The 25,710-nt window shown below is 34.2% G+C and carries 21 protein-coding genes; 18 read left to right on the top strand and 3 right to left on the bottom strand.

Annotation, left to right across the window (positions count from 1 at the left end; genetic code table 11):
- The first annotated feature begins 346 nt into the window (after nt 1-346).
- The 9 genes from FLA105534_RS04890 to FLA105534_RS04850 all read left to right on the top strand — a co-directional run bounded on the left by FLA105534_RS04890 (nt 347) and on the right by FLA105534_RS04850 (nt 14,084).
- Entirely contained in the window at nt 347-805 is a 459-nt protein-coding gene (locus tag FLA105534_RS04890) for a hypothetical protein (RefSeq protein WP_173964912.1), read from the top strand.
- A gap of 564 nt (nt 806-1,369) precedes the next feature.
- Nucleotides 1,370-2,842, top strand: coding sequence for a hypothetical protein (locus FLA105534_RS04885; protein WP_173964911.1), 1,473 nt, complete (start codon nt 1,370-1,372; stop codon nt 2,840-2,842).
- Between the two features lie 35 nt (nt 2,843-2,877).
- Nucleotides 2,878-3,048 (top strand): hypothetical protein, encoded by a 171-nt coding sequence (locus FLA105534_RS04880; RefSeq protein WP_173964910.1) that lies wholly within the window; start codon nt 2,878-2,880, stop codon nt 3,046-3,048.
- Nucleotides 3,049-3,081: 33 nt separating this feature from the next.
- Nucleotides 3,082-3,258 (top strand): hypothetical protein, encoded by a 177-nt coding sequence (locus FLA105534_RS04875; protein WP_173964909.1) that lies wholly within the window; start codon nt 3,082-3,084, stop codon nt 3,256-3,258.
- Between the two features lie 55 nt (nt 3,259-3,313).
- Nucleotides 3,314-4,657 carry a PKD domain-containing protein gene (locus FLA105534_RS04870; protein WP_173964908.1) on the top strand — a complete coding sequence of 448 codons (1,344 nt, stop codon included), beginning with the start codon at nt 3,314-3,316 and terminating at the stop codon, nt 4,655-4,657.
- Between the two features lie 7 nt (nt 4,658-4,664).
- Nucleotides 4,665-7,121 carry a hypothetical protein gene (locus FLA105534_RS04865; protein ID WP_246253165.1) on the top strand — a complete coding sequence of 819 codons (2,457 nt, stop codon included), beginning with the start codon at nt 4,665-4,667 and terminating at the stop codon, nt 7,119-7,121.
- Between the two features lie 22 nt (nt 7,122-7,143).
- A complete protein-coding gene (locus tag FLA105534_RS04860) occupies nt 7,144-11,808 on the top strand; it encodes a hypothetical protein (protein ID WP_246253164.1) in 4,665 nt (1,554 codons plus the stop codon).
- Between the two features lie 283 nt (nt 11,809-12,091).
- Complete coding sequence (locus FLA105534_RS04855; RefSeq protein ID WP_173964907.1) at nt 12,092-12,958, top strand: AraC family transcriptional regulator; 867 nt, start codon at nt 12,092-12,094, stop codon at nt 12,956-12,958.
- Between the two features lie 70 nt (nt 12,959-13,028).
- Nucleotides 13,029-14,084, top strand: coding sequence for a hypothetical protein (locus FLA105534_RS04850; RefSeq protein WP_173964906.1), 1,056 nt, complete (start codon nt 13,029-13,031; stop codon nt 14,082-14,084).
- 166 nt (nt 14,085-14,250) lie between these two features.
- On the opposite strand, the gene FLA105534_RS04845 is transcribed toward FLA105534_RS04850, so the two are convergent.
- The 3 genes from FLA105534_RS04845 to FLA105534_RS04835 form a co-directional block, all read right to left on the bottom strand.
- A complete protein-coding gene (locus FLA105534_RS04845; protein WP_173964905.1) occupies nt 14,251-15,009 on the bottom strand; it encodes a class I SAM-dependent methyltransferase in 759 nt (252 codons plus the stop codon).
- 84 nt (nt 15,010-15,093) lie between these two features.
- Nucleotides 15,094-16,854 (bottom strand): alpha-keto acid decarboxylase family protein, encoded by a 1,761-nt coding sequence (locus tag FLA105534_RS04840; RefSeq protein WP_173964904.1) that lies wholly within the window; start codon nt 16,852-16,854, stop codon nt 15,094-15,096.
- Nucleotide 16,855: 1 nt separating this feature from the next.
- Nucleotides 16,856-18,577: a flavin monoamine oxidase family protein gene (locus tag FLA105534_RS04835; protein WP_173964903.1), complete on the bottom strand. Its 1,722-nt coding sequence runs from the start codon at nt 18,575-18,577 to the stop codon at nt 16,856-16,858.
- A gap of 392 nt (nt 18,578-18,969) precedes the next feature.
- On the opposite strand from FLA105534_RS04835, the gene FLA105534_RS04830 reads away from it, so the two are divergent.
- The 9 genes from FLA105534_RS04830 (at nt 18,970) to FLA105534_RS04790 (ending at nt 25,710) form a co-directional block, all read left to right on the top strand.
- On the top strand, nt 18,970-19,278 hold the full coding sequence (locus FLA105534_RS04830) for a hypothetical protein (protein WP_173964902.1): 309 nt from the start codon (nt 18,970-18,972) through the stop codon (nt 19,276-19,278).
- Between the two features lie 23 nt (nt 19,279-19,301).
- Entirely contained in the window at nt 19,302-20,447 is a 1,146-nt protein-coding gene (locus tag FLA105534_RS04825; protein WP_173964901.1) for a hypothetical protein, read from the top strand.
- Between the two features lie 95 nt (nt 20,448-20,542).
- Entirely contained in the window at nt 20,543-21,289 is a 747-nt protein-coding gene (locus FLA105534_RS04820) for a hypothetical protein (protein ID WP_173964900.1), read from the top strand.
- A gap of 87 nt (nt 21,290-21,376) precedes the next feature.
- Nucleotides 21,377-21,838: a hypothetical protein gene (locus FLA105534_RS04815; protein ID WP_173964899.1), complete on the top strand. Its 462-nt coding sequence runs from the start codon at nt 21,377-21,379 to the stop codon at nt 21,836-21,838.
- Between the two features lie 64 nt (nt 21,839-21,902).
- Nucleotides 21,903-22,313: a hypothetical protein gene (locus FLA105534_RS04810; protein ID WP_173964898.1), complete on the top strand. Its 411-nt coding sequence runs from the start codon at nt 21,903-21,905 to the stop codon at nt 22,311-22,313.
- A 28-nt stretch (nt 22,314-22,341) separates the two neighbouring features.
- The gene (locus FLA105534_RS04805; RefSeq protein WP_173964897.1) at nt 22,342-22,635 is read left to right on the top strand and encodes a hypothetical protein; all 294 of its coding nucleotides are present in this window, start codon (nt 22,342-22,344) and stop codon (nt 22,633-22,635) included.
- 6 nt (nt 22,636-22,641) lie between these two features.
- A complete protein-coding gene (locus tag FLA105534_RS04800; RefSeq protein ID WP_173964896.1) occupies nt 22,642-23,640 on the top strand; it encodes a hypothetical protein in 999 nt (332 codons plus the stop codon).
- A gap of 73 nt (nt 23,641-23,713) precedes the next feature.
- Nucleotides 23,714-24,745 (top strand): oxidoreductase, encoded by a 1,032-nt coding sequence (locus tag FLA105534_RS04795; RefSeq protein WP_173964895.1) that lies wholly within the window; start codon nt 23,714-23,716, stop codon nt 24,743-24,745.
- Between the two features lie 122 nt (nt 24,746-24,867).
- A complete protein-coding gene (locus FLA105534_RS04790) occupies nt 24,868-25,710 on the top strand; it encodes a hypothetical protein (protein ID WP_173964894.1) in 843 nt (280 codons plus the stop codon).

Genomic DNA, 25,710 nt, shown 5'->3' with positions numbered 1-25,710 from the left:
GGTCAGATAAATGATGATTTTGGCTGGTTTTCTATTGAAAAATATCGAAAGGTAAAATTATTTGAGAAGGTTATAATTGAACCTTTATCAAAGAAATATAAAAGAGTAGAAGTTGATTGAATTGTATGCCGATTACTTTACTAAAAACCATTTTTCATCCCGCCGCTCTTGCACGAATCCTTTCGTGTGGCAGTATGTATGTCAAGGCCTAGTCTCGTTATAAAGGTTTAAAATATTAAAAACGAGTAGAAACTATAATTTTCGTAATTCTGAGAGTGCAAGTAGAACGTACCAAACGAAAGGATTTGTGCGGGAACGGGGGAAAAAAATGAAAAAATATTAAATTATGAAAGTTATCAAATGGTCGATTGTTTTAGGTGTTTTAGTATGTAGTATAATTATTTTGTACTGGATTGGTTTTGCTTTTCTCTATTCTTATGGTGCTGGATCTGGTGGAACTGGAAAAATCAAAAATTATAAATTTGAAGCACATGCTAAAATTAGTATAAATGAATTTAGAAAAATTTTTGAAGGACAAAACATTATTATATATGATACTATTGTTAAAAGCAGTGCTTTTGAAAGAGAAAATGTAATAATTTATTTAGAGAAAGAAAAGACGAGATATATAATAAGTTTTCCGAGTGAGGATGGTGATTTTTCTAGTTTTATGTTGATTAAAATTAATGGTCAGATAAATGATGATTTTGGCTGGTTTTCATTGGATAAATATAGAAAAGTAAAATTATTTGAAGATGATATTATTGAACCATTATCAAAAAAATATGAGAGGATAGAAGAATAATTTTTCCTAGGCTACCCCAAGCTCCCGCACGAATCCTTTCGTGTGGCAGTATTTATGTTAAGGCCTAGTCTCGTTATAAAGGTTTACAATATTAAAAATGAGTAGAAACTATAAATTTCGTAATTCTGAGAGTGCAAGTAGAAACGTACCACACGAAAGGATTCGTGCGGAGCGGGGGATTAGGAAGAAAATAGTTTGATAGTCAAAGTGAAGAATAAAATCTTTTAAAATAGTATAAACCAACTTAGATATTATTGTAAGCTTTATCACTCCCATAGTTAAGCTTACAATTTTAAACATACCAACAATACCACACTTTATAATTGAAGAATAACCTAGCCATTTGAACAAATAGGCTAGGTTATATTATGATTAAAATTAATTAATAAAAGGTATTTACATATTAAAATTTATTTTTTAACCCTATTAATAGTATTTTTTAATGCAATACGATGAAGGTAGAAAGATCAAAATTGACTTAGGAGGTTTTGTTGACATGCAAAACAATCAACAAATTTTACAAAAAAATGAAAAAAAGTTTTATAAAATAAATAGATAAATGAAATGAGAAAACAAATTATGACAATTGCATTGGTTTTGATAAGTGTAGTAAACCATGCCCAGAATTTTAAAGTAAAGGGAAGTAAAATAGTAATTGATGATCAGGCAATTGCCTTGATAGATAATAAGAAAGCACTTTATACTATTAGTAGTTTAGACAAAACTCCTAAAATGACCGTTGAAGTCAAGCAGGTGGTTTATGATAATGGTGCATTTGATTATTGGTATGAAATCACAGATGCAGCAACCAATAAAAAAACGGAAATTCCTTATGTAAAATCACCAAATGGATCCTCGTTTGGATATGAAAAAAATCTGGTTGCCAATCTTATTGAGTCTCCACGTCCTTTATTATCTGCACAAGGAATTAATGAAAGCTTATTAAAAGAGATGACAGATACAGGTACGACCAAGATTTCTGAAGAGTTGGAATTAAAAAAGAGAAAAATTACAGAAGATTACAACAATGCCATAGCATTATACAATAAGGATAAAATAGCTATTGACGGAGTTGGAAATATTTTAAAGAACAATGTTTTGGTAGGGAAAATTTCCAGGCGATCTACCAAAGACCTGATAGAATCTACTCATGTTGATTATACAGTTTTTGATTCTAATAACATAAAAGTTGGTGAGTACTATCAACAAGGTGGTTTAAATCCTAATAATAATTCTTATTTAATACAAGAATTGCTGACTATTGATAGAAAGGTATTTAAAATAAAATTAGTTGGATATTCAGCTGCATTTCCCCTTAGTAAGGATCAAAATGCAGTAAACATTGTGGCAACGTTACTTTATAATGGATATGAGTTGGGAGAACAAATGAAAGGAGTAATCCAGGAACAAAGAATGGAAGATGCCCAACAAACTGGTAAAGCGCTCGATGAAGCCAAAAGTAATTCAAAGAACATTTATGATGTATCTGGTTATTTGATTGATGAAAAAGGACAAAAAAGAGAAGGTACTCTTAATGCCTTATTTGAAGACGTAACTATTAATAAGAATAGCAGCAATGGTATAACAGATATTACCACTTATGGCAAAACAGTAACTCTTACTTACACAAATGAAAAGGGAAAAAGCAAAAACGAATCTTTTAAGTCAAAAAATGGAATCCGTTTTTGTTTAAATTCCGGAGAGTGCTATTTAGGATTAAAAACGATAGGGAATACAATGGCTACTGCTGGAAGCCTAAATTCTTTAAGCTTTGATTTTTCAAGTTTTTATAAAATTTTGTATGAGAAAGATGGTTACATGGTTTTGGTAGATCCAGTTTTGTCATCTGATTTTATTATAAAAATTCCAACACAAGAAAAGGGCTTGTACACAAACAAATCAAGCAACGATAAATTGAAGAAAAATGTCATCGAATATCTAAAATGTGATTCATTCGTGTTTGAAAACTATAATTTTAAAACACTTGAAGGATTGATAAAAGTGTTAGGAGATTATGAAAATAACTGCAGTAAATAATTTCTCAAAATAATGTTTTGTACCTAATTGATAATATGAGTACAGGAGCATCTACAGCTTTTGTTAGTTCTAATATTAGTAAACTTGAATATGTAAATAATGAATGGAAAGTATCAACTTTAATTTCGACTACAAATGTAGTTGCCTATTATCATGACATCGTATTTGATTGTAAGAATGATTTATATGTATTAGTTAGCGGATAAGGCATCTATAAAGTAAATCTTCGGGATAATACTTTGTCACTTTTCAAAGACGGAGAATTTAAAGTAGGAAAAGGTGATACTCATTTTTCGTTAGATTGTAAAGATATTAGAATGATGAAGATTAAAGGAAACGATTTGTATTTAGAAATACGTTTGTATTTAATTAAAATATCTGACTTCCACTCCAAATTTGCTGTAACGGCAAAATAAAAAAATAAAAAAACCACTACAATCTAAGTATTGTAGTGGTTTCAAAATTGTAATCATGAAAAAAACTATATTCTTATTTTTATTTACAGTAATTACTTCGTGTTATAAGGAAACCTCAATGATAGTTGATGGTGATTTTACGACATCGTATGTAAACGCAGATGAATCAGCACCAGTTATCGTTAAAATAGATAGCAAAGTTACAGGTGCAGATACCTACGAATGGGCATTTGAAGGCGGAAGCCCGAGTAGCTCAAACTTGAAAAATCCGGGAGAGGTTTTATATGAAAAGCAAGGCACTTATACCATAAAGTTGAAAGCTGCGAATATAGACGGTGAGAGTAAAGAAATTAGCAAAACGGTTGTGATTAAAGAAGGAATCCATATTGACTTTACACATGAAATTGTAAAAAGCAATTATTCACCGGTAGAAGTTATTTTAACTAATAATACCGCAGGTGAGGGACTTACTTATGTATGGAATTTTGAGGATGGAATACCTGCAAATTTCACAGGAAAAACACCTCCCAATGCAGTATTTACTACTCCGGGTGATCACACAATTACTCTAACCGTTTCTAATGGCTTTGAAACAGAAAAAGTAATAAAAAATATCACAGTTGCTCCGTTTTTAGTGAGCCTGTTTTCGTATGAACCAAAGTTTGAAGATGATGATTATGAGGCTCCGGTAACGATTAATTTTAGCAACAAATCGGTTAGTGCGACGAATTATAAATGGAGTTTCGAAGGGGGAAATCCCGCAACATCAACAGAAGAGAATCCAACAGTTGTGTTTAGTGGAGTAGGAAGTCATGAACTAACATTAGAAGCTTCAAACGATAAAACAATCCAGATTTTTAAAACAACAATTACGGTGTTGCCGGATACTAATTTGCGTACTCTGACCAATATTAAATTGGGAATAAATACAGCCCATAACGGGAATAATATTGGTGCTATGTTTTCAACTGTAACGAGGCAGGTTTATAAAGCAAATGAAATTAACGATCAGAACAGCAGTTTAATAGATGTAGTTTTTCAGGGGTTGAATGGTAATTTCGGCTATAATAAATTTATATCGCCCAATCAGGTAAACAATTATGGTTTTTCGGCACTCAAAAATGAACAAAATACCATTTTTGTAAATTCTCAGAATTTGTGTAATTGTGGTTTGAATTTTAACGAAGCGCAATTTGACGCTATGGTAAATGATAGCCCAATAAAGTTCTTAAATATAAATTATAGTGCGGCAGGAGCTCAGGACTTTGGTTTTATGCATCCAGGAATTGTTTTGTTTAAAACACAAAATGGAAGAAAAGGGGCTATAAAAATTAAAGATATGGTAAAGAACGGAGCAGGTTCTTATATCCTGTGTGACATCAAAGTACAAAAAGAATAATCAATAAATGAAGAGATTAAATAAGAGAATCTTATTTGGGTTATGTATTGTTTTTGTTTGTTGTATTTGCAAAAAAGGATATGCTCAGGATGTTGATTTAGAGAATTTTTATAAGCCAAATTTTAAAGTTACCGGTAATGTTAATGCCAATATGATGTATTATAAATCTAATATGCCAGATCAGCGTGAGCCTTTTACCTACTTGCTTTCAGGAAACCTGAATATTAGCGCATTTAATTTTAGTGTTCCATTATCTTATAGTGTTACCAATCAGGGAAATAACTTAGGGTATACAGCTCCATTTGATTTTAACAGATTGAGTATTATGCCCAAATACAAATGGGTGAAAGCCTATATAGGTAACGCCAGTATGACATTTTCACCCTATACGTTAAGCGGTTTTCCGTTTAAAGGAATTGGCTTAGAACTTACGCCACAAAGTCCGTTTAAAATATCTTTAATGGGAGGACAGTTACTCAAAGCAGTTTCAGAGGAAGATGCTTCAGGAGGAATTCCCGTATATCAACGTTTTGGATACGGAGCAAAAATAGATTTTGAACAGAAAAAGTATAAAATAGGCTGGATTGGTTTTTATGCCAAAGACGATGTTAATTCCTTGAACTTAAGGAATGATAAAGGAGTTACACCAAAAGAAAACTTTGTAAATAGTTTGATTTTTAATACTTCTTTGATGAGAAATTTAAATTTTAATGTAGAGTATGCTTTGTCTGTTTTAACAGATGATCTTCGAAGTAATACAATATCAGGTGGAAGTTTTAGAGATAAGTTATTTTCCGGTAAAGAAAGTACAAGCTTTATGAACGCATTAAATGTCAATTTTGATTACAATATTCAAAAGAGTATTGTCGGTTTAACATATGAGCGGATTGATCCAAACTACAATACTTTAGGAGCACTGTATTTTAACAATGACTTAGAAAATATTGCCTTGCGTTTTTCGCGTCCTTTTTACCAGGATAGAATTACGGTATCGAGCAGTTTAGGCTATCAAAGAGATGATTTGGCTAAAGCTAAAAAACAGGACACGAAACGGGTTGTAGGGGCAATTAATATGAATTTCAGAGTAACGGATGAATTGAATGTTATGGGGAGTTATTCTAATTTTTCAATACATACTAATAAAAAACTGGATCAGTTTGAACTTATTAATAACCCTAATCTAGTTCACTCTGATACTTTAGATTACAGGCAGTTATCACAGAATGCCAATGTAAATATGTCCTATGTTTTTGGGAGAAAAAAGAATCAAAACTTAAATTTTAATTATAGCATTGCCGGTCAGGCCAATGAGCAAGGTGGAATAATACGAAAAGGACAGGCAAGTACTGTTCAGAATTATAATTTGGCGCACTCGATTAATTTGATAGGAGTTAAAGTAGCTTTAAACAGTTCAATTAACTACACCAGCAATGAAGTAGTAAGAAATAATAATTCGTCAGTTGGAGGAGCTGTTGGAGCTTCAAAAAAAATGCTTAAAGACAAGTTGAATACTAATTTGGGATTTCTTTATAATAATTCTCAGAGTAATGCGAATTCGAGTTCTGTTTTTGGAGTTAAGTTCAATAACAGTTGTGCACTCCTCGAAAAGCATAATTTTAATATGAGTATTATTTCAATGTTTAGAAACAGCTCTACTGCTAAGGGATTTAACGATTTAACGGCAACTTTAAATTACTCTTATTTATTGGATAAGATTAAATTACCGGCAAAGAAGGAATCCAAAGAAGAAGCTAAAATTGCTACGAATCCTATTTTAAAAGTGAAGTATAAAGGAAAGACTTACGAAGGAACCAGAAATGAAATTTTCAAACAGCTTGAAAATCTGCAATTAGCATTACGACCAATGCCTAGGGAGGATTTAGAGGATTTAAAACATTTACTGACTCTTACTATCCTAACTGCTGACGATGAGAGTTTTAAAGAAAAGACACTGAATTACTTAGAAGTCCACGATTTAAACAACAACATCTTAGACCGATATAATAGGTTCATTCTTGAAACCGTGAAAAGTCTTAAGGAAGAAATGATTCGAAAAGATGAAGGGTTTGAAAATGATTATGTCATGGCTTTGGGAAGAGTGAATAAACATAAAATGCATGGTTTAAACGAACAGGATGTTACAAACAGAATAAGTTATAATTCTTATTTAAAACTGGTAGAACGGAAAAATAAAAAATTGCAGCCCTTAGTAGTACATCGGTGGATAATCAATGAGATTTCAATTCTGGCTAATGTCTCGGCAGATGAAATTCATCAAAATGAAAATCTTTCCAATTTTAATAAAAATGAATTGGGTTACTTCTTTAAAATGATGAAACAGAAGAAAACAGATGGAGAAATAATTGAAGAATTAAAAATCAAATTAATTCCTTTTTATCACAATTTAGCTCTTAAATATGTTAAAGATAATGAGGTTGAATTTAGATATTTAAAGAATAACTAAAGAATTATAACAAGAAGTTACTATGCTTTATTTTAAAATAGAAGAAGGAGGTTTGCTAATGAAAAGGTTTTACAGAATACAATTATCGTTATTATTGATTATGCTTTCGGTTGTTTTTTCTTACGGGCAGGAAATTGCAGCTGTGCAGCAAGTTGGTACGGCATCGAGTTCAATCGAGAAGATTGAAGCGTCTGATCGTTGGGTTGATAAATTCTCGAATCAGGATTTGGTTGAGTTGCCAATCGGAATTCGTAATACAGTAAACAATGTTCAATACTCGATTGGAATTACAAAAGCAGTTTTTTCAGCAGAATATACAACACTTACCGTTTTTTGTAGGATTGATATTCCGCAAAAAGATAAAAACGGGCAACCAATGCAATTGTTTTTTGGTGCCGATAATGTAAAATTATCGCATCAGGGGGGAATTATGGGAGAAGCCAAATTAGTATTGTTGGGCAATGTTGATATTCCGTTCAGCGATAATAAATGGCAGGTTTCTTTATATGGTGGTTTTGATATGGCTACCGGTAATGTCAATGACCTAACTTACGTAACTATTGATTGTAATGGGTTTAAAGAAATGAAAATTTCGGGAGCTGTTGAGTTTTCAAGGAACTTGATATTGCCTATTGATCCCGCAACCAATACAGTTGACGAAGCCTTATTAACCGTTCCAAAAACGTATTACAATGGGAAAACGGTTCAGATTCCTAATCGTGTCAGGGGAGAGTTTAGTTTTATGGCAAGCAGTTGGAATGACATTTTAGTGAATGTAAGCTTGCAACCCTTTGTTTTAAAAGATAAACGAAATGGAAAAGATTTTGAGGGTAATTTTCAGTTTTTAGTAAATAATGCGGTCCTGGATCTAAGCGACTTAAAAAATGACCCAATAACTACCTTTCCGGAATATTATATAAAAAATGCACTTTTAGCCCCTAGTCAGGAAGCATGGAAGGGAGTTTTTATTCAGACTTTTGATGTTGGTTTACCTAAGGAATTTCAAACTACAGATACAGCATCAAGTAAAGAGAGACTTTTTGTAGGAGCCCGTAACCTTATTATTGACAAATTCGGGGTTTCGGGAACTTTTTACGCCGATAACGTTTTTCCGTTGGATAGAGGTATTACCAGTCAGGAAAAATCATGGGCCTATTCTTTAGATCATATTGATGTTACTATTGCAGCTAATACTTTTGTAAAAGCAAATCTAAGCGGAGAAATCTTACTGCCAATTACTAAATCGACAGCGACAACTGCAACAAATTCTAAGCAGGCCCAAACGAATAGAAAGGGGTTGTTTTACAATGGATTTATATCCATGAGTGAGCAGCAGTTAGTTGTTGTTACTAAAGACTCCTTATCTTTTGATATCTGGAAAGCTAAAGCCTTATTGCTGCCTAATAGTTCTGTTGAGTTAAAATTGGTCAATGGAAGGTTTTTACCCAAAGCTAATTTAAACGGAACCGTTTCTATTGGAACAAATAAGAGTGCTTCAGATGACAAGGATATTGAGGGGAAACGTACTGTCGATTTTAAAGGAATTTCTTTTGAGAATTTGCAATTGCAGACCGTTTCTCCATTTATTTCTGTTCGAAATATGGGGTATAAGGGTATGGTATCCTTTGGTAATTTCCCCGTTTCGATAGGCAATATAAATGTGATGATTAATGGAGATGATTCCCGAATCGATTTTGATTTAGGGATTAATTTGATGGATGCTGTTGGAGCAGGGGCCACGGCTCGTATTGGGATAAAAGGCAAAATGTACAATGATGGTTATCGACAAAGAAGCCGTTACGACGGACTGGATTTATCGGCAATCAATATTGATTGTCAATTTAGCGGACTGACGATTAAAGGTGGTCTTATCTTAATGGAAAAAGACCCTGTTTATGGAGACGGATTTAATGCAGATTTAGAAGTCGATGTTGCTAAAGTTGTAAATGTAAAAGCGAAGGCTATTTTTGGACGTACTACTTTTAGGTATTGGTATTTTGATGCTGCAGTAAAATTTCCTCCAACACCAGGTACCCCCTTTATGATTACTGGTTTTGGTGGAGGTGCTTATTATAAAATGCGACGTAATTCTGATATCTCCATTGCAGATTTCTCCCCGTCAGGACTAAGTTATACTCCCGATGAAAAAATAAGTTTAGGAGTAAAAGCATTAATTTATTTTCACTTTGGCTCAGAAACGATTTGTGATGGTGAAGCCGGATTTGAAATGGCTTTTAACTCAAAAGGAGGGGTAAATAGATTGGCCATTTTTGGAAAAGCAAATGTTATGGCAGAAATACCAGGAATGAAAAAAATTAATGATCTGATTGGAAAAGTAGCAAAGGATGCCAATGCAAAAACAAGTTTCTTAGGTGTTAGCGAATCTGACTTAAAAGGTTCTTTTGCCAGTAAGTATATACCGGAGGCAAATAAAGCAGTTCCCGGACCATTATCTGCTGACGTTGGTATCCGAATGGCAGTGGCAGTAGAATTTGATTTTCAGAACAATTCTATACATGCCACTACGGATGTATACATTAACACACCCGGAAACTTTCTTTCCGGAACCGGTCCTGAAGGAAGAGCAGTTTGGGGAGTTTTTCATAAAGATCCTAAAGACTGGTATATGTACATGGGAACACCAAAACTAAGATGTGGTATAAAAATTGGCGTAGCTGGTGTGTTCTTAAAAACCACAAGTTATTTTATGGCTGGTACGTTGCTTCCGGAAAGCCCGGCACCACCACCGGAGGTCGCGAGTATTTTAGGTGTGGACGCCAGAGAATTAGATTACATGCGTAACGAGAATGAACTTGCAAATGGAGGAGGTTTGGCCTTTGGAGCGAGTTTAGATTTTGATACAGGAGATTTAAGTTTTCTTCTTTTTTATGCTCGCTTTCAGGCAGGAATGGGGTTTGATATTATGCTGAAAGATTATCAGGAAGCCAGATGTTCTAACACAGGAAAGACTGTGGGAATTAACGGTTGGTATGCTAACGGACAATCTTATGCTTTTCTGCAGGGGGAGCTTGGAATTAGAGTTAAATTATCGTTTTTGAGATTTAAAGTTCCAATTATTTCAGGAGCGGCTGCCGTTTTATTACAGGCAAAATTACCAAACCCCGTTTGGATGCGTGGATATGTAGGCGGAAACATGAATGTTCTAGGAGGATTAATTAAAGGTAAATTCCGTTTCAAGCTTGAGATTGGACAAGAGTGTCAGTTTGAGAACGCATCGCCGCTTGGCGGACTTAAGCTTATAACTGATGTGACACCAAAACAGAATTCAGCAGATGTTGATGTTTTTGCCGTACCGCAAGCTGCCTTTTCAATGAAGGTTAATGAAGCCTTTGTAATTCCTGAGGATACGGGCGATGTAACCTACAAAATAATCTTAGAGCGATTCAAGGTTTTTGATGGTACAAAAGAAATTCCGGGTACTTTCGAATGGAGTTTTATGAAAGATAAAGTTAATTTTGTTTCAACAGATATCTTACCTCCGAATAAACAGCTTAAAGTTCAGGTTGAGGTTAGTTTTCAAAAGATGGTAGGGGGAGTTTTTCAGCCAATAAAAATAGATGGTAAAGTAGCGACTGAATTAGAGGAAAGACTCTTTACGACGGGAGGTGCGCCAAATCACATTCCTTTGCATAATATTAAGTATTCGTATCCTGTGGTAAATCAAAAATACTTCCTGGAAGAAGAATATCCCAAAGGATACATCCAGTTGAAAAGAGGGCAGGATTATTTGTTTGAAGATGCCAGCTGGGAAACCAGTATTAAATTAGATCAGGACGGAACTTCTAATTCAAAGACTGCTGCATTTAGCTACAATACCAATTCAAATGAAGTGTATTATCATTTACCTAATATCGATCAGGAAAAGAGGTATAATTTTTCGATAGTGAGTACTTTAAAACAAGCATCGTCAAGAAATGCTACAGTCTCAGCCAAAACAAACACGATTGATGATGAGGGGAACGATATAAAAGTAAGGGAAAATCAGGCCGACGCATTGTCTAAAGCTGAAGGAAGTATTGAGCGTTTATCTTATTCATTCCATACAAGTAAATACAAAAATTTTACTTCTAAAATGAATTCCATAAGTACTGAAAGTTTTAATTTTGGCGTGTTGACTTCAGATATTATTTATTTAACCAATACGATTTCAAGTAAGGAAGCATTTGATATTGTTGATCTTCAAGGTGTAAATTATAGTGATAATAAACCAATGATAAGTGCACAATCAAAACTTAACGATGAGTATTATGCGATTGATGTTTATCCTTATTTATACAAAGATTATCCTTTAAATGACAGTTATTCTATAAGTAAAAGAGATACGAATGAATTAGGAGTGATTCCTGTTAAAGCAATACCACTAAGTGCAGCATATATAACTTATATAGGAAATGACACAAACCAATCGTGGACGAGAGATAATTTTCCCTATAAATACAATATGCCATTACTTTATAAAGAGGATTGGATTGATTTAAAGAATCAGATTGTTAATGCTTATAATAATGGTGATACTAGTGTTGAGTTAATAGCAAAACGTTTTATAAAAGCTAATTTTTTGTGTATGCGATACGGGAATTATGAAATAGTAATGAAGTATAATTTACCGGGAGATAAACAGTCTAAAGAGTTTACTTATAAGTATAGAAATAATAATAAATTTTGATAGTTACATATTCATTATCCATAAGGTTTAGTTCATTTTTTTTTAAAACTAAAGCCCCCCTTTAAACTAAACAACCGACCAGGACATGTTTAACATGTTTCGTCTTGGAATAAGTTAATACTAGATTGACTTAATAAGAAAGAGGTCGAAAATAAGTAATTCCTTTTTGATAAAAACGGAAAATAAGTGGCCTTAAGGTTTTGTGGCAAAAAAGGTATTCCTTCCGACAATGAAAAATTTGTATTTTTAGCTCATCTGAAAAACAACAAGAAATTATAAAGGAATGGCATTGGTCACAAAAGTTAAAACGTATCATTTTCTTCCGTACAAGTATGGTTCGGAATTGTTGTTGGATATTGGACGTATCGAAACATTGGAAAATTTTGTATTAGATGATACATTACATCAACTTAGCTTTTACGAAGTTCTTTTCATCGAAGAAGGAACGGGGACTATCACATTGAACGAGAATGAAATAGTAATAAGTCCAAGAACTATTATTTTTACAAGTCCGGGGCAGGTGCGTCGTTGGGAGATTAAGGAGGAGGTAAGAGGCTATACACTTTTCTTTGAAAAAGATTTTCTTCATCTTTTTTTTTCGGATGAACTATTTCTATATCGATTTCAATATTTCCATCAATATTCAAGTCCAACCGAGATGCAGATATCCGAGATATCATTTGAAAAATGTCTTGAACTTTTATATGGAATTGAAAAGGAGTTTGGACAGCTTCAGAATGATAGCAGTCATTTGATAAGGTCACTTCTATATCAATTACTTGTAGTTCTCAATCGATATTATGCAGCGGTCCACAATGTTCAGGGGGATACTTATGTTCATTTAGATTTTTATCGATTTCGATCTTTATTGGAAAAGAAATTTGTAGAGGACCATAGTGTTGAAGCCTATTCAAAAATACTCAATATTAGCTCTGCATTTCTTAATAAAATTTGCAAACAATTTAGTGGATTATCAGCCCAGCAGATGATTCATTACAAACTGATTTCAGAAATAAAGAAACAACTTAGCCAGAATAAATCCGCAAAAGAGATTTCCTATGAGTTTGGATTTTCAGATCCGTCCAATTTTAACCGTTTCTTTAAAAAATTTACGGGGACCACACCGCAACAATATCGAAAGAAAATGTAAATGACCTTTTTAAAGATAAAATGACCATTTTGGCAGGATAAAAGTATTCTAATTTTACAAAAAAAAGAATATGATAAAATTCACACTTAATTTTCTATTGGTTTTTATGAGCGTATTGTCCTTGCAGGCAGAACAGCTATACGTTAATCCTCAGATTGGCCACGATGCAAATTCCGGATTGAAATCTAATCCTTTAAAAACACTTGCAGAGGCCGCCAAGCGAGTAAACCTAAACAAAGAGCAGGGAGCAACTACAATCTATCTTTCAGAAGGTGTACACCTATTAACGGAAACAGTTGTATTCACAAATGACAAATATACCTTTAAAAACCGTCTTGTCATTCGTGCGTATAGTATGCCTGACGACGCGGACTGGACTCCTCAAAAAATGCCGGTTATAGTAACGGCAGTTCCACTTTCACTGGGAGTGGGAGGAGAAGAGGCAAAAGGGATCCAACCTGAGGTTAGCCATGTAACCATTGAAGGTTTACGATTTACAGGTAGTCCGGATTACTCTTACATAGATGGTACCAATCTGCGTCGTTCTTACCCTATATGGCGTAATGGAAAAAAATTAGACGATTTGCTTGTAACTCAATGCCTGTTTGCCGGAGACGTTGATGTATTACCGTTACATGTGGGAGTTATAGCCAATGGTTATGGTTTGGTTATCGATCATTGTGTTTTCTTCAACTGCAAAAATCCGGTTGTTTTTTGGCAAAACGATGGAGGGACCGGTAGCCCTAATGTTATGCGTTATTCACTGGTATATGGTAGTTATTTCAGTGGTGTATGGACTACACAAAGTACAAATGGAGACAATTTTGACTTCCACCATAACATTATAGCAAACAGCAGTACGGTATGGATAAGAGAAAAAGGAAGTACACGTCAGTACAAAGCTTATGATTGTCTTTTTGCTGATTATACCAATCTGGCAGGATATGGTAGCGGTCCGTTGAGTGGTAACGATGCAACAGCAACAGATTTTTTAAAGATGGAGAACGTACAAACTACCGGAACTGTAAAAATTGAAAAAGATCAGAGTAAACGCAATTACCTGCAATTAGCAGAAGGTTCAATTGGTTCAAACCTAAAAGCTGGGCTTTTCAAAAAGGATCTATAAGCTTTGAAACGTTCGTTTTAAAATATAAAGATTAGACCATAACTATCGAAACAAGATAGTTGAACAGTAGCATCATTTTGTAAAATGGAGAATACAAAAATAACTTTCGCACACAAGGGTTTTTACGTCAGCTAGTTTGACGTATAACCCCTTGTAGCGTCTGTTATTATAGTCGTTTTACGGCTCTTGTTGCTATGAAAGACGGAAAAAATTCGTCTATTTTGTTTTCTTCGCCCCAAATGTCTTCATACAGATTTGTCACGCTAAAACCGGCCTCTAATTGACCATTAATTTGGTCTGTCAGACTATGTCCAAAAACTAAAGCTTCCTTATTTTTTTTCAATTCTTTTAATTTTTCAGCTGGCAATGAGTGCAGGTCAGAAAATGGTTGCTTGTAAATTAGCTTCAAATTTTCTTCGTCAAGTTGAAATGAAATCGGATTAATTAGGCCTGTCATTAGAATTCCGTTTGGTTTTAAAACCCTGAAACACTCTTTCCAAACGGGTAAAACATTGTCAACAAAAACTATTGAGCAAGGATTAAAAATCAGGTCAAACGAATTGTCTGCAAAGGCAGAAAGATCTTTCATATCTCCCTGAACTGTTTTTATGTTAAGGTCAAATCTGTCGCTTAAAGTTTTGTCTTGCTGCAGCTGTTTTTCAGAATTGTCAAAAATAGTAACTTCTGCCCCCAAAGTAGCAAGAATAGGTCCTTGTTGTCCGCCACCTGATGCAAGTCCTAAAATTTTCAAACCTTTCAGTTCGGGAAACCAATTACGAGGGACGCTTTTTCTAGGTGTCAAAACAATATTCCAGTTTCCATTTTTTGCATTTTCTAATTCTTGTTCGGAGACGGGAATTGTCCAATGGTCTTTTTTTTCAACGTAATTGTCCCAAGCTAATTTGTTATGTTTTACAATGTCCATTTTTTTGTCGTGATATGTTGTTCTTCAATTGACGTTAACTTGTTTATCTTGACGGAATGTTTTAAAAATCATTCCATTTTAAACCTAACATAGACTCCAGTTTTTATCCAGAAATTCATCCTCTCCGGGCTCCTCTGTTTTATAAGCAATGGCTTCGGGAATAGAGGTCTTAGGGATGTTTACGTGTACAATGGTATTTTCGGTAATGCTCTCAAGCTGGTTCAAAACTTCCTCGAGTTCGTCGAGAGTGTTCACTTCAAAACCTTTGCCTCCAAAGACATCAACGAGTTTCGCATATTTCCAACGGTGCATTTCGTTGTAATCATAAACGTTGTTTAAATCGGGAATGCTATATTCTACCTTGTCTGCACCGCGAAACGGATTTGGATTAACAAGCATTTGTTCAATGCCATAAATACCATTATCCAAAACAAAAACAATGGTGTCGTGTTTCAGTTTATTCTGTGTAGATATCGCTTGACAAGTTTCCTGAAAAGCGCCATCCCCAACAAAAACTACTGGCCTTTTATCAGGTCGGGCACATTTTATTCCGGTTGCCGCAGGAACAGAATACCCTATCGAAAGCCATGATGCCTGCGCTACGAATCCGTTTGGTTCCGCAATACGGATGCCTTGGGCACCCAATAAAGGAAAACCAGCATCGGCAACCACTATATGTCTCTCGTCTATAAAAGTATTGATTCGCTTGAAAAAGGTATCATAAGTAAGCACCGGCTTCCCTTTTCTCGTGATGCTGTCATCAGCTAAGAAGAATGATTCAGATAGCTCATTACTATCATACATTTCGTAAGCACTAAAGGTAACTTTAGTAAGTTCTTCTTTCAGGAATAGGATAAAATCTCTTAGCGATACATTGGCCACATAAGAAGCACCAATTCTTACACCGCTGTGATTAGCAAGTACAGTGTCTTCTTTCCAGACATCAAAACCACCCAGGTTTTTACCGGTGGTCCATACGCCAAGGCCAATTTTTAGTTGGGCTTTTTCGAATTGTTCTTTGACATCTTTTGGTGATGCCTTACCATTGAAAACACCTTTGAACTTCGGATGATTTTCCGATACGATTGATTTTCCAAGTATAGAGGTTACAAATTCTGTATCGGTAGTTTGAATCAGATCGAGGAATTCCTTCTGAATACCGTAACGCTGGATTTCGATACCACCCCAGAAAATAATTTCTTTTCCGCGTGCCATTGCCGCTACTCTTTGGGCAGCCTTGCGTGCACTTGTTTGACATTTAGAGCCCTCTCTTTCTGCTAATGGAGCGACAGGCGAATCGCATTCCATTCGCCACGCATCTTCAAAAACTTCTAAATAAACGGGTCTTCCATATAAAATACAGGCATTCAACACTGCATCAATTTTATAAGGAGCATCTGATGAGCCTGTGACTTGCTCTGCCGCAACGGTAACGTTTCGGAACACATTGATGTTACTGTACATATCACCTGTCATATGTGATGCCAGCATGCCCTGAACAAGGCTTCGTTGTTGGTCTTTGTTCGTTGGAGCTCCATTAATGACAAGTACCGGACAGTGCTCTACATACGAACCTGCAACCGAATTGAGTAAGGTGAATGCGCCCACGCCATAGGTTACCGCTACTGCAGCGAAACCATTTTGGCGTGCGTAAGCATCAGTACAATGCCCAGCATTTATTTCATTTGTATCGTTAACGATTTTAATTTTTGCATTTTTGTCTTCGTGAATTGTATTTAGAAACGGCGCGGTATAATTACCTGCAATTCCAAATAAATGGGTAAGTCCTAATTGCTCCAGACGTATTTGCAGGTATTTTGCAACGGTGATTTTTTTCTGTGACATCTTAAATGGGGTTATTCAGGTTACCGGTATTTTCGTTGACTTCCAGTGCGGTGCGAATTCCGGACTCGATGGCGCCTTCAATCCAGGCATGTTTCAGCGAAGTATGCTCTCCGGCAAAATGTGCTTTCCCTTCCCATTCGGTTGAGATGATATGACGCTGCAATAAGTTTAACTGCCCCGGATTAAATATTGCCGCTTCACCATAGGCATAGGGATCGCGCATCCAGCTTTGTGTCGCACCACCAATTAATTTTCCGCCTTTCTTTTTATAGTCCTTGATGCTCGAGGTAATTACGGCTAGGTCGATAATACGCTGCTGTTCCTTCTTGTCATCGGAGTGCATGATGGCCAGGTTTTTAAGTGCATAAAAATACCTGTCGTCATCATCCATAGAATCCCAGCGGCTTGCTTCGTCAGACCAGCAATAAGATGCCAGTATGAGACCATGTCCTTTACTTCCCAAATCATTGCTTGGATAATAGGTGAAACGGTTCGAAAAATCAGTAATCGTACCTCCGCCAACAATATTATAGGGTGCTTCCTGCCACCATTTCTGACGAAATTCCAGCAATATTTTAGTAGCAGAATCGTAGTGTAGTTCGCGGATTGCTTTTCGTTTGGGCTGATCAAATTGAGGTGTTACGTAAACATGTCTTAATGCCGAAAAGGGTATGGTGACAATCACCTCATCAAATTCGAGCTCACCGACAGGTGTTGTTAATGCTTTGAATCCTGCGTCTTCATAAAACTGAAAGTCACGCTCTACTTCAATATCCACTTCTATCTTTACCTTGTTGTTAACGAGCATCATTTTGGTCATTCTGCAATCAAAATAGGTGTTTTCTTCGAGGTGATGCGCTTTAAAGAACGCATTGGGTAGCAGGTCACTTCCGCCAACAATTTCCAGAAACTGAGTAGAATCCTTAATGATATTTTGCTCAATGAAACTCTGGATAAAATCATAGGCCATTCTGGACTCCAGATTTTGCATGACCCCAATCATCTCAATGGCATTCTCTGAATATTTTGAATTTTCCTTTAAGAAACGACGCATCGAATATTCTCCGTAACGCTCGATCAGTACAGGCCAGTTTTCCTCAGGATTTTCTGCAATAAAAGCCTTAAGCGGATTAATGAGATCGGCCATTAACTCGTCGGCACGTCTATTTTCGCTGGTTTCCAGATTAAAGTCCAGTAGTTTGTTTACATCGACCTTAGTAGTTTTATCTTTTGGGATATATTTATTCTGGACAACACGTTTACGGTTAACGTAGAAAATAGAATTTCTAGTAACATCCGGCTCCTTTTTAGTTGAGCCTGCCTGATATGCGATTGCTTGTTCTTTATCGACAGACAGATAATAAAAAGGCTCAGTTTTGAGTCCGAGTTTATCAATGTATTTGAGAACCATACTGTGTATGGTTGGGATACGCATCGCGCCCGCTTCGCCATAAACACTGTCGTCTTCAAAATATTTTTTGTTTTTAGAATTCCTGAAAGTCTTGATCCTGCCGCCAACACGGGTGTTTGATTCGACTATCGTGACCTTATGGCCGGCCTGCTTTAACAGACTTGCGGCTACCATTCCGGCCATTCCTGCACCAATGATCAATACGTCTTTTGGTTTATCCGTACGTGGGATTCCTTCGTCAATGTACTTTAAGTATTGCTTGATAATAGGGTCTTTGTCTTCGTCGAGTAAGCCGTGTAAATAGTTTTCCATAGTCAGGTAGTTTTGTTATTGGTTTATTCTTTTTGGGAATGAAATTCTATAACAAATAAACTCAGTAAAATCCGAATTTTTAAGCGTAATTCTACCTGTTTTTATAGTGTAGAGTGCAGGAATTTTAATTTTTCGGGTCAGAAGCCTTCATTATTGAACCTGCAAAAAAAACATCGTAATAAAGTTTCGAATACAAATTATGCTTAACAGTCGAAAAGGTTTATACGGATTTATAAAGAATATTTACGAATATTCAATTGTTTGATACGAATTTATATCAACTTACATTCGCGTTATCTTTTTTTAAAATTTGTGTTCCGACGTCTATATGCAGTAATACTAAAAACGAAACAAACGAATCGGCGTTAATAAAGTATGATAAATAGCAACCTATGAGAATCTACAAATTCATTTTAATTAGAATTGCGATAGTACTGATTGCTCTCCTAATAATTTATAATGGAGCTTATTATACTTTGCCTGAATATTTACAAGAAGACAGGTTTAGTTTTGTTACTGAAATTGATCGAATTCTTGAATTAAGTTTGATTTTTTCAATTGTATTTTTACTATTTCTGTTAGCAGAAATCTACGAGTTTAACAAACGACAACAATATAATTTACGTAATGCAGCAATGATTTTCAGTCTGTTTATAACCATTTTGATGATTGCTTTGTTTTACGCTAATGGAATTTTTTAACCTAATGATTAACCCAATTAAAAATGAAAAAACTTTTATTACTGCTTGTAATTTTACCATTTATGATTTCTTGCAAAGGACAAAAGAAAATGGATTTACTAAAATTAAATCTAAACGAACCAATCAAAGATGTACTAAACTTCGATGACAATGTGCTTATTGGCGTTGAAACTATTGAATACCCGTTTTGTTTGTTGATTGAAGTAGAAAAATCTGAAAATTATAGTTTTGAAGGAATTGATCTGGAAGGACAAAAAATCTTTTTTCAAATAAACTCTGAAAAACTCAAAACAGATAGTATTTCAAGATTTGGCGGTGGTCATATTGATTTAAAACCAATCAAAAATGAAGACGAGTTAAAGAAGACTTTACTCAATTTTAATGCAGAAAGTAAAATTTACGGGCTGAGAATAGAAATGAAAACTCCGGGTTTAAAAACGGAAATTTTAAAGAAGATAGAATTAAAATATGGTAAGGGTATAAAAAACATCAATGCGGCCAACGGTTTATATTGGAATCTGAAAAAGGAGAACAAATATATTTTTTTCGCACCCGATTATGACAGGTTGATTATCCTGAACAACACCAATTTATCTACTACTTGTTATTGGGATACTTTTAACGGGCTCATTGATTTTGGAGGTTGTGATAGCGAAAAATACACCAAGGAACTAACAAAAAACAGCACCAAACCGGAGGATACTAAAAACAAACCCATTATAAAAATTGATAAAAACTGGAATGTAAATAATCTAATTACAGGAAAATCAACCGAAGAGGATTTTGCAAAATCTCAAATGAACAAAAGTTTTGAACGAATGGAAGAAATTGATGGAAGTACCGGAAATGTAAATGAAATTATGTATCGGGATGAATATCATGACTTTTATTTTTATTTATCCGCCAGCAAAGTTAACCCTGAAAATAGAAAAGAAAACCTAATTGTTGGGTATGCTATAAACGACTTCAGAAAAGTTGAAATTTCATTTGAAAATGGATTGAACGTAGGTATGAAATTCGATGACGTAGTCAAATTATTTGACAAAAAATCAATAATTGACTATGAAGATTTAAAATTCGCAAACTATATTGAAATTAAAAACGGACCTTACAAAACAACTTTGATTTTTGATAAAAACAAGTTGTTCTCAGGAATTTTTGTAAAATAAAAAACCCTGTAAATCCGAGACTCTTAGGCTATACTTTAACTCAAATAAGAAATATTAAAATAAAAATCCTTCCATCAACAACCAAAAGAAAAACAATGAGAAATAACCAGAGCTTATTTTTATCAATCATCATCTTCTTAAGTTTTGTTTTGCAATCTTGTGAAAACAAGGTAAAAAATACAAACGAGATAAAAAATACAGATCAGCATAAATTGGATACCAAACAAACGGACTCTAAAATTACTCAGGCTAAAGAAGAAGTTTTTAAAGATATTTTTGAATTTTCAGATTACAATGACGATGGAGATTACACCTCTCTCTTTGCAAAAAAAGGAGATGAATTGTACAGCTTTGTCAATGATAAGAATGAGGACAGGAGTTTATTAAGAGGCGATATTTGTGAAATTCGATGGAAGAAAGACACCATTTATGTTGCGGGTGATGGCGAAACTCCAATGCTTGAGGATTGGTTGATTTCGGTTAGGAAAATTAAAGATGGAAATGTTTCTAAAATGAGAAAAGAGTACAAGAAGGAATTTAAATACCATTGGAGTAAAGAGGATGATTATTCAAAGGGTTTTTTAGATAAGATTTATTTACTGACGGAATATTACATTGCCAATTCAAAAAACGAACTTCTGCAGCTTCATATCAAAAACAAAGAGCAAATTAGCTATTCAATAGAAAATCAAAAAAGAGAAAATAAGGATTTTACAGTTATGGGAATTGGTTATGAATTTGAAAAACGTTTTACTATTATTCAATGGCTGTATTACGATGGCGATACTGATAAACTTTACGAATATGATTTGGGCAATGATAAGCTTAATGAATTTAAATAAAAGCGACCGTTAGGCAGGTGTTAATGATGAACATCAAATCAGGAGAGGTTTTTTTTTAAATTCGTATCATACTAACTCAAAATTCTTATGAAATACACAGTTCTTTTATTCAGCCTTGTTTTTTGCCTGTTTCCTTTCAAAGATTTCGAGATACAATGGTTTGAGAATCTCGATGGCGATTTTTCTTTTTCACAAAAACAGAGTTTAAAATGTGAAGCCTGGTGTTATGAGTACGCAGGTGCTACCGAAATAATAGCAAAACGATTGAATAAAGACAGCATTGAATGTTATACACTGGCCAATGCGGCTACCCATTCTGTGTTGCACTTTTATATGATCAATAATGTCATTTGTAATCCAAGAATTGAGCTGAATAGTATTGTTGATGGAAAACGAACCTATTCGTGTAAGGATGGCAGTATAAAGATGGACAAAAAAGCCATGCAAAAAGGAATCTTAAAAGCCCAATTTGATATGAAGTTTGACCATCCTGAAAATCCGGAAAGAATAATGTTTTGGAAGGGAAAAATCTATACCAAAATAAAATAAACGCAACCGCTAAACGATAGTTTGGTTTTCGAACTTAGTAGGAAAGCTTAAAAAATAATAATAAATGAAAAAGAAAAAAATAGCCTTCAGTGCCTTACTAGTGGTGGTATTTTTATCATTAGTTAGCTTTAAAAGTATTTATCGGATCGAAGACAAATTTAGAGATAACACCGATCAGGAAATTACAGGCGTTTATGTTTTGACCTCCTGTGAAAATTCGAGATTTAAAATTAAAATTGAAAAGAAAGCGGGCGTGTATTTCTTTTTAGTTTTGGATAAGAACAAGGTAATCTCGAAAGGAAAACTTAAAAAGGAAGAAAGTGATCATGTTGTCTATCTCACTTTTGGAAAAATGGGAGGAATGTACAGCGTAAATAAAATCCAAATTCAGAATTATGGAAACGCCATGAATGAATACGAACACTTTACACAATGTGACGAAAAATATTTATCATTTGTAAAATTGGAAGAGTAAAATTTTTAAGCCTAAACACAATTCATCAATGAGAAGCAACCCTTTTATTACCGTTATCCTGTTGTTTGCTATAGAAATACTAGTCTATTCTTATATAGATTATACCAATTTGATAGTGCCATCGTCCGAATATTCAGAACTGGTTATGCTTGTTTTTTGCTTTATAGTTCCTGTAATTTCGCTTTTGATTTTGGCTTTTGTTAAAGATATTGCCTATAAAAAGGCATTTCGATACTTTTCAATATTTCTTCTAATTGCTTCCATTATCATATTTGGAGCATTGTCTTTTTTTATGGCTTTAGGAGGAGCATATCAACATTAAAAGCGCATGAAAACAACAAGATTAGATTATATCAACATTTTCTTAGCTATAATTTTAGGAGCATTAGTGATCCTCAATTTTGGTGTAAGATTTAAAAATAAAGAACAGGATAAGCTGTTGTGGAAAGCAGAAATTCACAGTGCAGCAGGCGATTCTTTAGCAGAAAATTCCAATGGGATCAGAATTATAGAAGCCGTTTTTTTGAATAATTTCAACCATTCTGAAAGCGGTATTGATTCCGAATCAAAACTGCTAACAAGTGCTAAAAGTGAAGATTATGTTTATTTCAAAATCTGGGAGAAAGAGCTTTTACCCGATTCTTTAAACCTGAAATATTTTTCGATAGATGAACGTAAATTTTATCGGCTTACCACCCCGGTTCCCTATAAAAAAATAACAGATTGGGTGGATGAAAAGAAGGTGACTCCCATTTTAATTTTAGAGATACAGCCTAAAGGTAAAATCTTTTTGAAAATAGTAGAGGATGAGAAAGAAAATGCTCAATCGCAGCTTATAGAGGCATTTACGGCTAAAGAAACTACGGGAGATTTAGATATGCTGGTTTATGAAAAATCGTTAGGAGAAAAGTACAATCGTTATGAAAGTATTGAGAATATTACCGATTATTCAGATTTGCTTCAAAATCAGTACAAATGGACTGTGAAGATCGAAAAGGAAGAGCAGGATGTAGTAACGAGCGTTTATGCGTATTCTTTTAAAGAGGAAAGAGTTGAAATTTTAGAAGAAAATCATACAGCCGTAGTTCGAAATATTCCGAAAGTATTTTATATTTATTGGAAAAATAAAAACAAAAAAGAATACAATATTCAGTACGAATTGAGGCCAATTGAAATTTTAAATGCTTTCCGAAAACTAAATGAAACCGATGTATCAGACGCTATAATTTTGACGTTGAAAGTGCATAAAAATGCTTATCCCCAATGTGAAATTTCTAAAAATGGTGTCGCCATTCCTTTAAAAGATTTATATCCAGAAAAACCATAAAACACATTGATAACCAGTCTTAAATACACACTTAAATTAATCTATTTTATAAAATACCTAAACAGCATTAGAAATGAAAATAACCCGCCTCTTGTCTGCCTTCTTATTGCTTTTACTTTTTGCCTGCAATAAAAAAGAGAACCTTAAAAGTGCCCAATCGGGTTTAGTTGGAAAAGATCAGGTTGAAACCGATTCCATATCAAAAGGAGATGAAGTAGCTCCCCAAAAGGGAAGCATCAATTTATTCACTTTAACTCCGAAAGACAGTAGTGATGTTGCTTTTGTTTCCCTTTCGGATATTTATCCTGTAAATGATGAAAAGGACACGCTTATTTTACCTAACATCGAAAAACTAGGAAAATACAATGCTCAGTATTTTACTTTTGATAAAAACTACCGAAAAAGATTTTTATCTAAAACCAATATATCCGAAACCGATTCAGTTTTTATATTCGATTATGCGAAACGTAAGTTGGTTTCGTTTGTTGTGAAAAACCTGAAAACTGCCGCTATGTTAAATGGATATTCTTCTGAGGGAGACTGGCCTTATCACAACTATGATTTTATGATTGGCTTTGAAATCAATAAGAAATACTTAAACGGATTCAGTGACTATTTTAGAGCTGCATTCGTATACGTGGGTAAAGAAAATCCATTTTCGAAAGAAGGTTTAAAGTCAATTGACTGGAAAAAAGTTAGCAGTAAAGAATATCCGTCAAAACCAATGAAAAGTGAAGATCGTGCTTTGTTGAAAAACAAGTTAATGGGTACTGCTTACGCGTTTAAAACAGCCGATTATCAGTATTTTTTACAGGACTATTTAGAGGCTAATAAAACAATTTATGCCAGACGTCTTTTAGTGACTGATGCTAAAACGAAAGCTATCATCATTGAAAAGCTTTACAGTCAAAGTGAAGGTACTTCTCCCGCTCCTTTGAATTATGAAGAGGGGGACAACGAAATTAATCAGTGGACCGGAAAACTTTTTAAAAATAAACCGGCTGTTGTTTTTGGGTTTGAATATTTTTCTTTTGGATGCCCGGAAATTTCAATTATTGACAAATCAAATGAAGAGATTTTTATTCAATGTGACAATCGTCATTAACAATGTTATTGGGATGTTCGATTTCAATAGAGGTGTAGACGAGGCTAAGAAAAATTACTGATAAGTAAGACTTAGCGCCAGATGTACTAACTTACAAAGTCAAAGAGGATAAAAAAATGAATATGAAGAAAGCAATATTTGCAATTTTGATAGTTATAATGGCTGTAACAAAAACTTATGCGGGCTGGTACGAATGTTTTAGCTACAAAGGTAAAATTGATAAATATCCTATTTCCCTTTCCTTCCAAATTAAAGAAGGCTATTTTGGAGAAAAAAAGAAAAAAGACTTCAATCTTATTGGAGTTTATAAATATGACAACCATAACAACCCAATCAGACTTGAAGGTGTAATTGATTTTAAAAAGAATAAAATTTTATTATATGAAATCAGTAATGAAAAATACACCGCTACATTTGAGTTTGAATTTTCTAAAGAGAAATGTGTTGGAGTTTGGACGAATCTTTCGACAAATCAGCATTTGTCTTTACAATTAACCAATACTTCTATTTTAATTGATCAAATAGAAGAAAATGAATTTAAGGATATTGAAATTTTGCAAGCCGGTTCTTTAAAAGAATTCTATTTTATTGGTATATATTCCAAAAAGAGCAATCACGATCAGGCACAAATGGACAAACTGAAAATAATCCATAAAAAAGACAATACTGTTTTTCAAACAATTGATTTTTCAAGAATAAAAACCTTAACCGGTAACATAAGAACTATAATTTTCGATAACGTTGAAATAACCGATAATAAGAAAAAAGAGTTGATTGTCTGGAATGATGTTGGAAGAATGGGCGGTTATTTAACCATTACATTTAATGCAAAAACCAATAAATTTAAATTAGATCCGAAGCCAATAATAGATGGCCCAATTAATACGGGCAGTACTAATTTTAAAGGCATAAACATTACCCATTTTTGTAAAGTTGCTTCCAATGTAGCAGGTCATCTGCGCTGA

This window comes from Flavobacterium collinsii (assembly GCF_902804485.1).
Lineage (GTDB): Bacteria > Bacteroidota > Bacteroidia > Flavobacteriales > Flavobacteriaceae > Flavobacterium > Flavobacterium collinsii.
The sequence above is the reverse complement of the archived record's forward strand: the minus strand, read 5'-3'. Positions and strand labels throughout refer to the sequence as shown.

Bases quoted from the DNA above. Each gene is read 5' to 3' on its own strand.
- FLA105534_RS04890 (WP_173964912.1), top strand. From the start codon at position 347: ATGAAAGTTATCAAATGGTCGATTGTTTTAGGTGTTTTAGTATGTAGT.
- FLA105534_RS04885 (WP_173964911.1), top strand. From the start codon at position 1,370: ATGAGAAAACAAATTATGACAATTGCATTGGTTTTGATAAGTGTAGTA.
- FLA105534_RS04880 (WP_173964910.1), top strand. From the start codon at position 2,878: ATGAGTACAGGAGCATCTACAGCTTTTGTTAGTTCTAATATTAGTAAA.
- FLA105534_RS04870 (WP_173964908.1), top strand. From the start codon at position 3,314: ATGAAAAAAACTATATTCTTATTTTTATTTACAGTAATTACTTCGTGT.
- FLA105534_RS04865 (WP_246253165.1), top strand. From the start codon at position 4,665: ATGAAGAGATTAAATAAGAGAATCTTATTTGGGTTATGTATTGTTTTT.
- FLA105534_RS04860 (WP_246253164.1), top strand. From the start codon at position 7,144: ATGCTTTATTTTAAAATAGAAGAAGGAGGTTTGCTAATGAAAAGGTTT.
- FLA105534_RS04855 (WP_173964907.1), top strand. From the start codon at position 12,092: ATGGCATTGGTCACAAAAGTTAAAACGTATCATTTTCTTCCGTACAAG.
- FLA105534_RS04850 (WP_173964906.1), top strand. From the start codon at position 13,029: ATGATAAAATTCACACTTAATTTTCTATTGGTTTTTATGAGCGTATTG.
- FLA105534_RS04845 (WP_173964905.1), bottom strand. From the start codon at position 15,009: ATGGACATTGTAAAACATAACAAATTAGCTTGGGACAATTACGTTGAA.
- FLA105534_RS04840 (WP_173964904.1), bottom strand. From the start codon at position 16,854: ATGTCACAGAAAAAAATCACCGTTGCAAAATACCTGCAAATACGTCTG.
- FLA105534_RS04835 (WP_173964903.1), bottom strand. From the start codon at position 18,577: ATGGAAAACTATTTACACGGCTTACTCGACGAAGACAAAGACCCTATT.
- FLA105534_RS04830 (WP_173964902.1), top strand. From the start codon at position 18,970: ATGAGAATCTACAAATTCATTTTAATTAGAATTGCGATAGTACTGATT.
- FLA105534_RS04825 (WP_173964901.1), top strand. From the start codon at position 19,302: ATGAAAAAACTTTTATTACTGCTTGTAATTTTACCATTTATGATTTCT.
- FLA105534_RS04820 (WP_173964900.1), top strand. From the start codon at position 20,543: ATGAGAAATAACCAGAGCTTATTTTTATCAATCATCATCTTCTTAAGT.
- FLA105534_RS04815 (WP_173964899.1), top strand. From the start codon at position 21,377: ATGAAATACACAGTTCTTTTATTCAGCCTTGTTTTTTGCCTGTTTCCT.
- FLA105534_RS04810 (WP_173964898.1), top strand. From the start codon at position 21,903: ATGAAAAAGAAAAAAATAGCCTTCAGTGCCTTACTAGTGGTGGTATTT.
- FLA105534_RS04805 (WP_173964897.1), top strand. From the start codon at position 22,342: ATGAGAAGCAACCCTTTTATTACCGTTATCCTGTTGTTTGCTATAGAA.
- FLA105534_RS04800 (WP_173964896.1), top strand. From the start codon at position 22,642: ATGAAAACAACAAGATTAGATTATATCAACATTTTCTTAGCTATAATT.
- FLA105534_RS04795 (WP_173964895.1), top strand. From the start codon at position 23,714: ATGAAAATAACCCGCCTCTTGTCTGCCTTCTTATTGCTTTTACTTTTT.
- FLA105534_RS04790 (WP_173964894.1), top strand. From the start codon at position 24,868: ATGAAGAAAGCAATATTTGCAATTTTGATAGTTATAATGGCTGTAACA.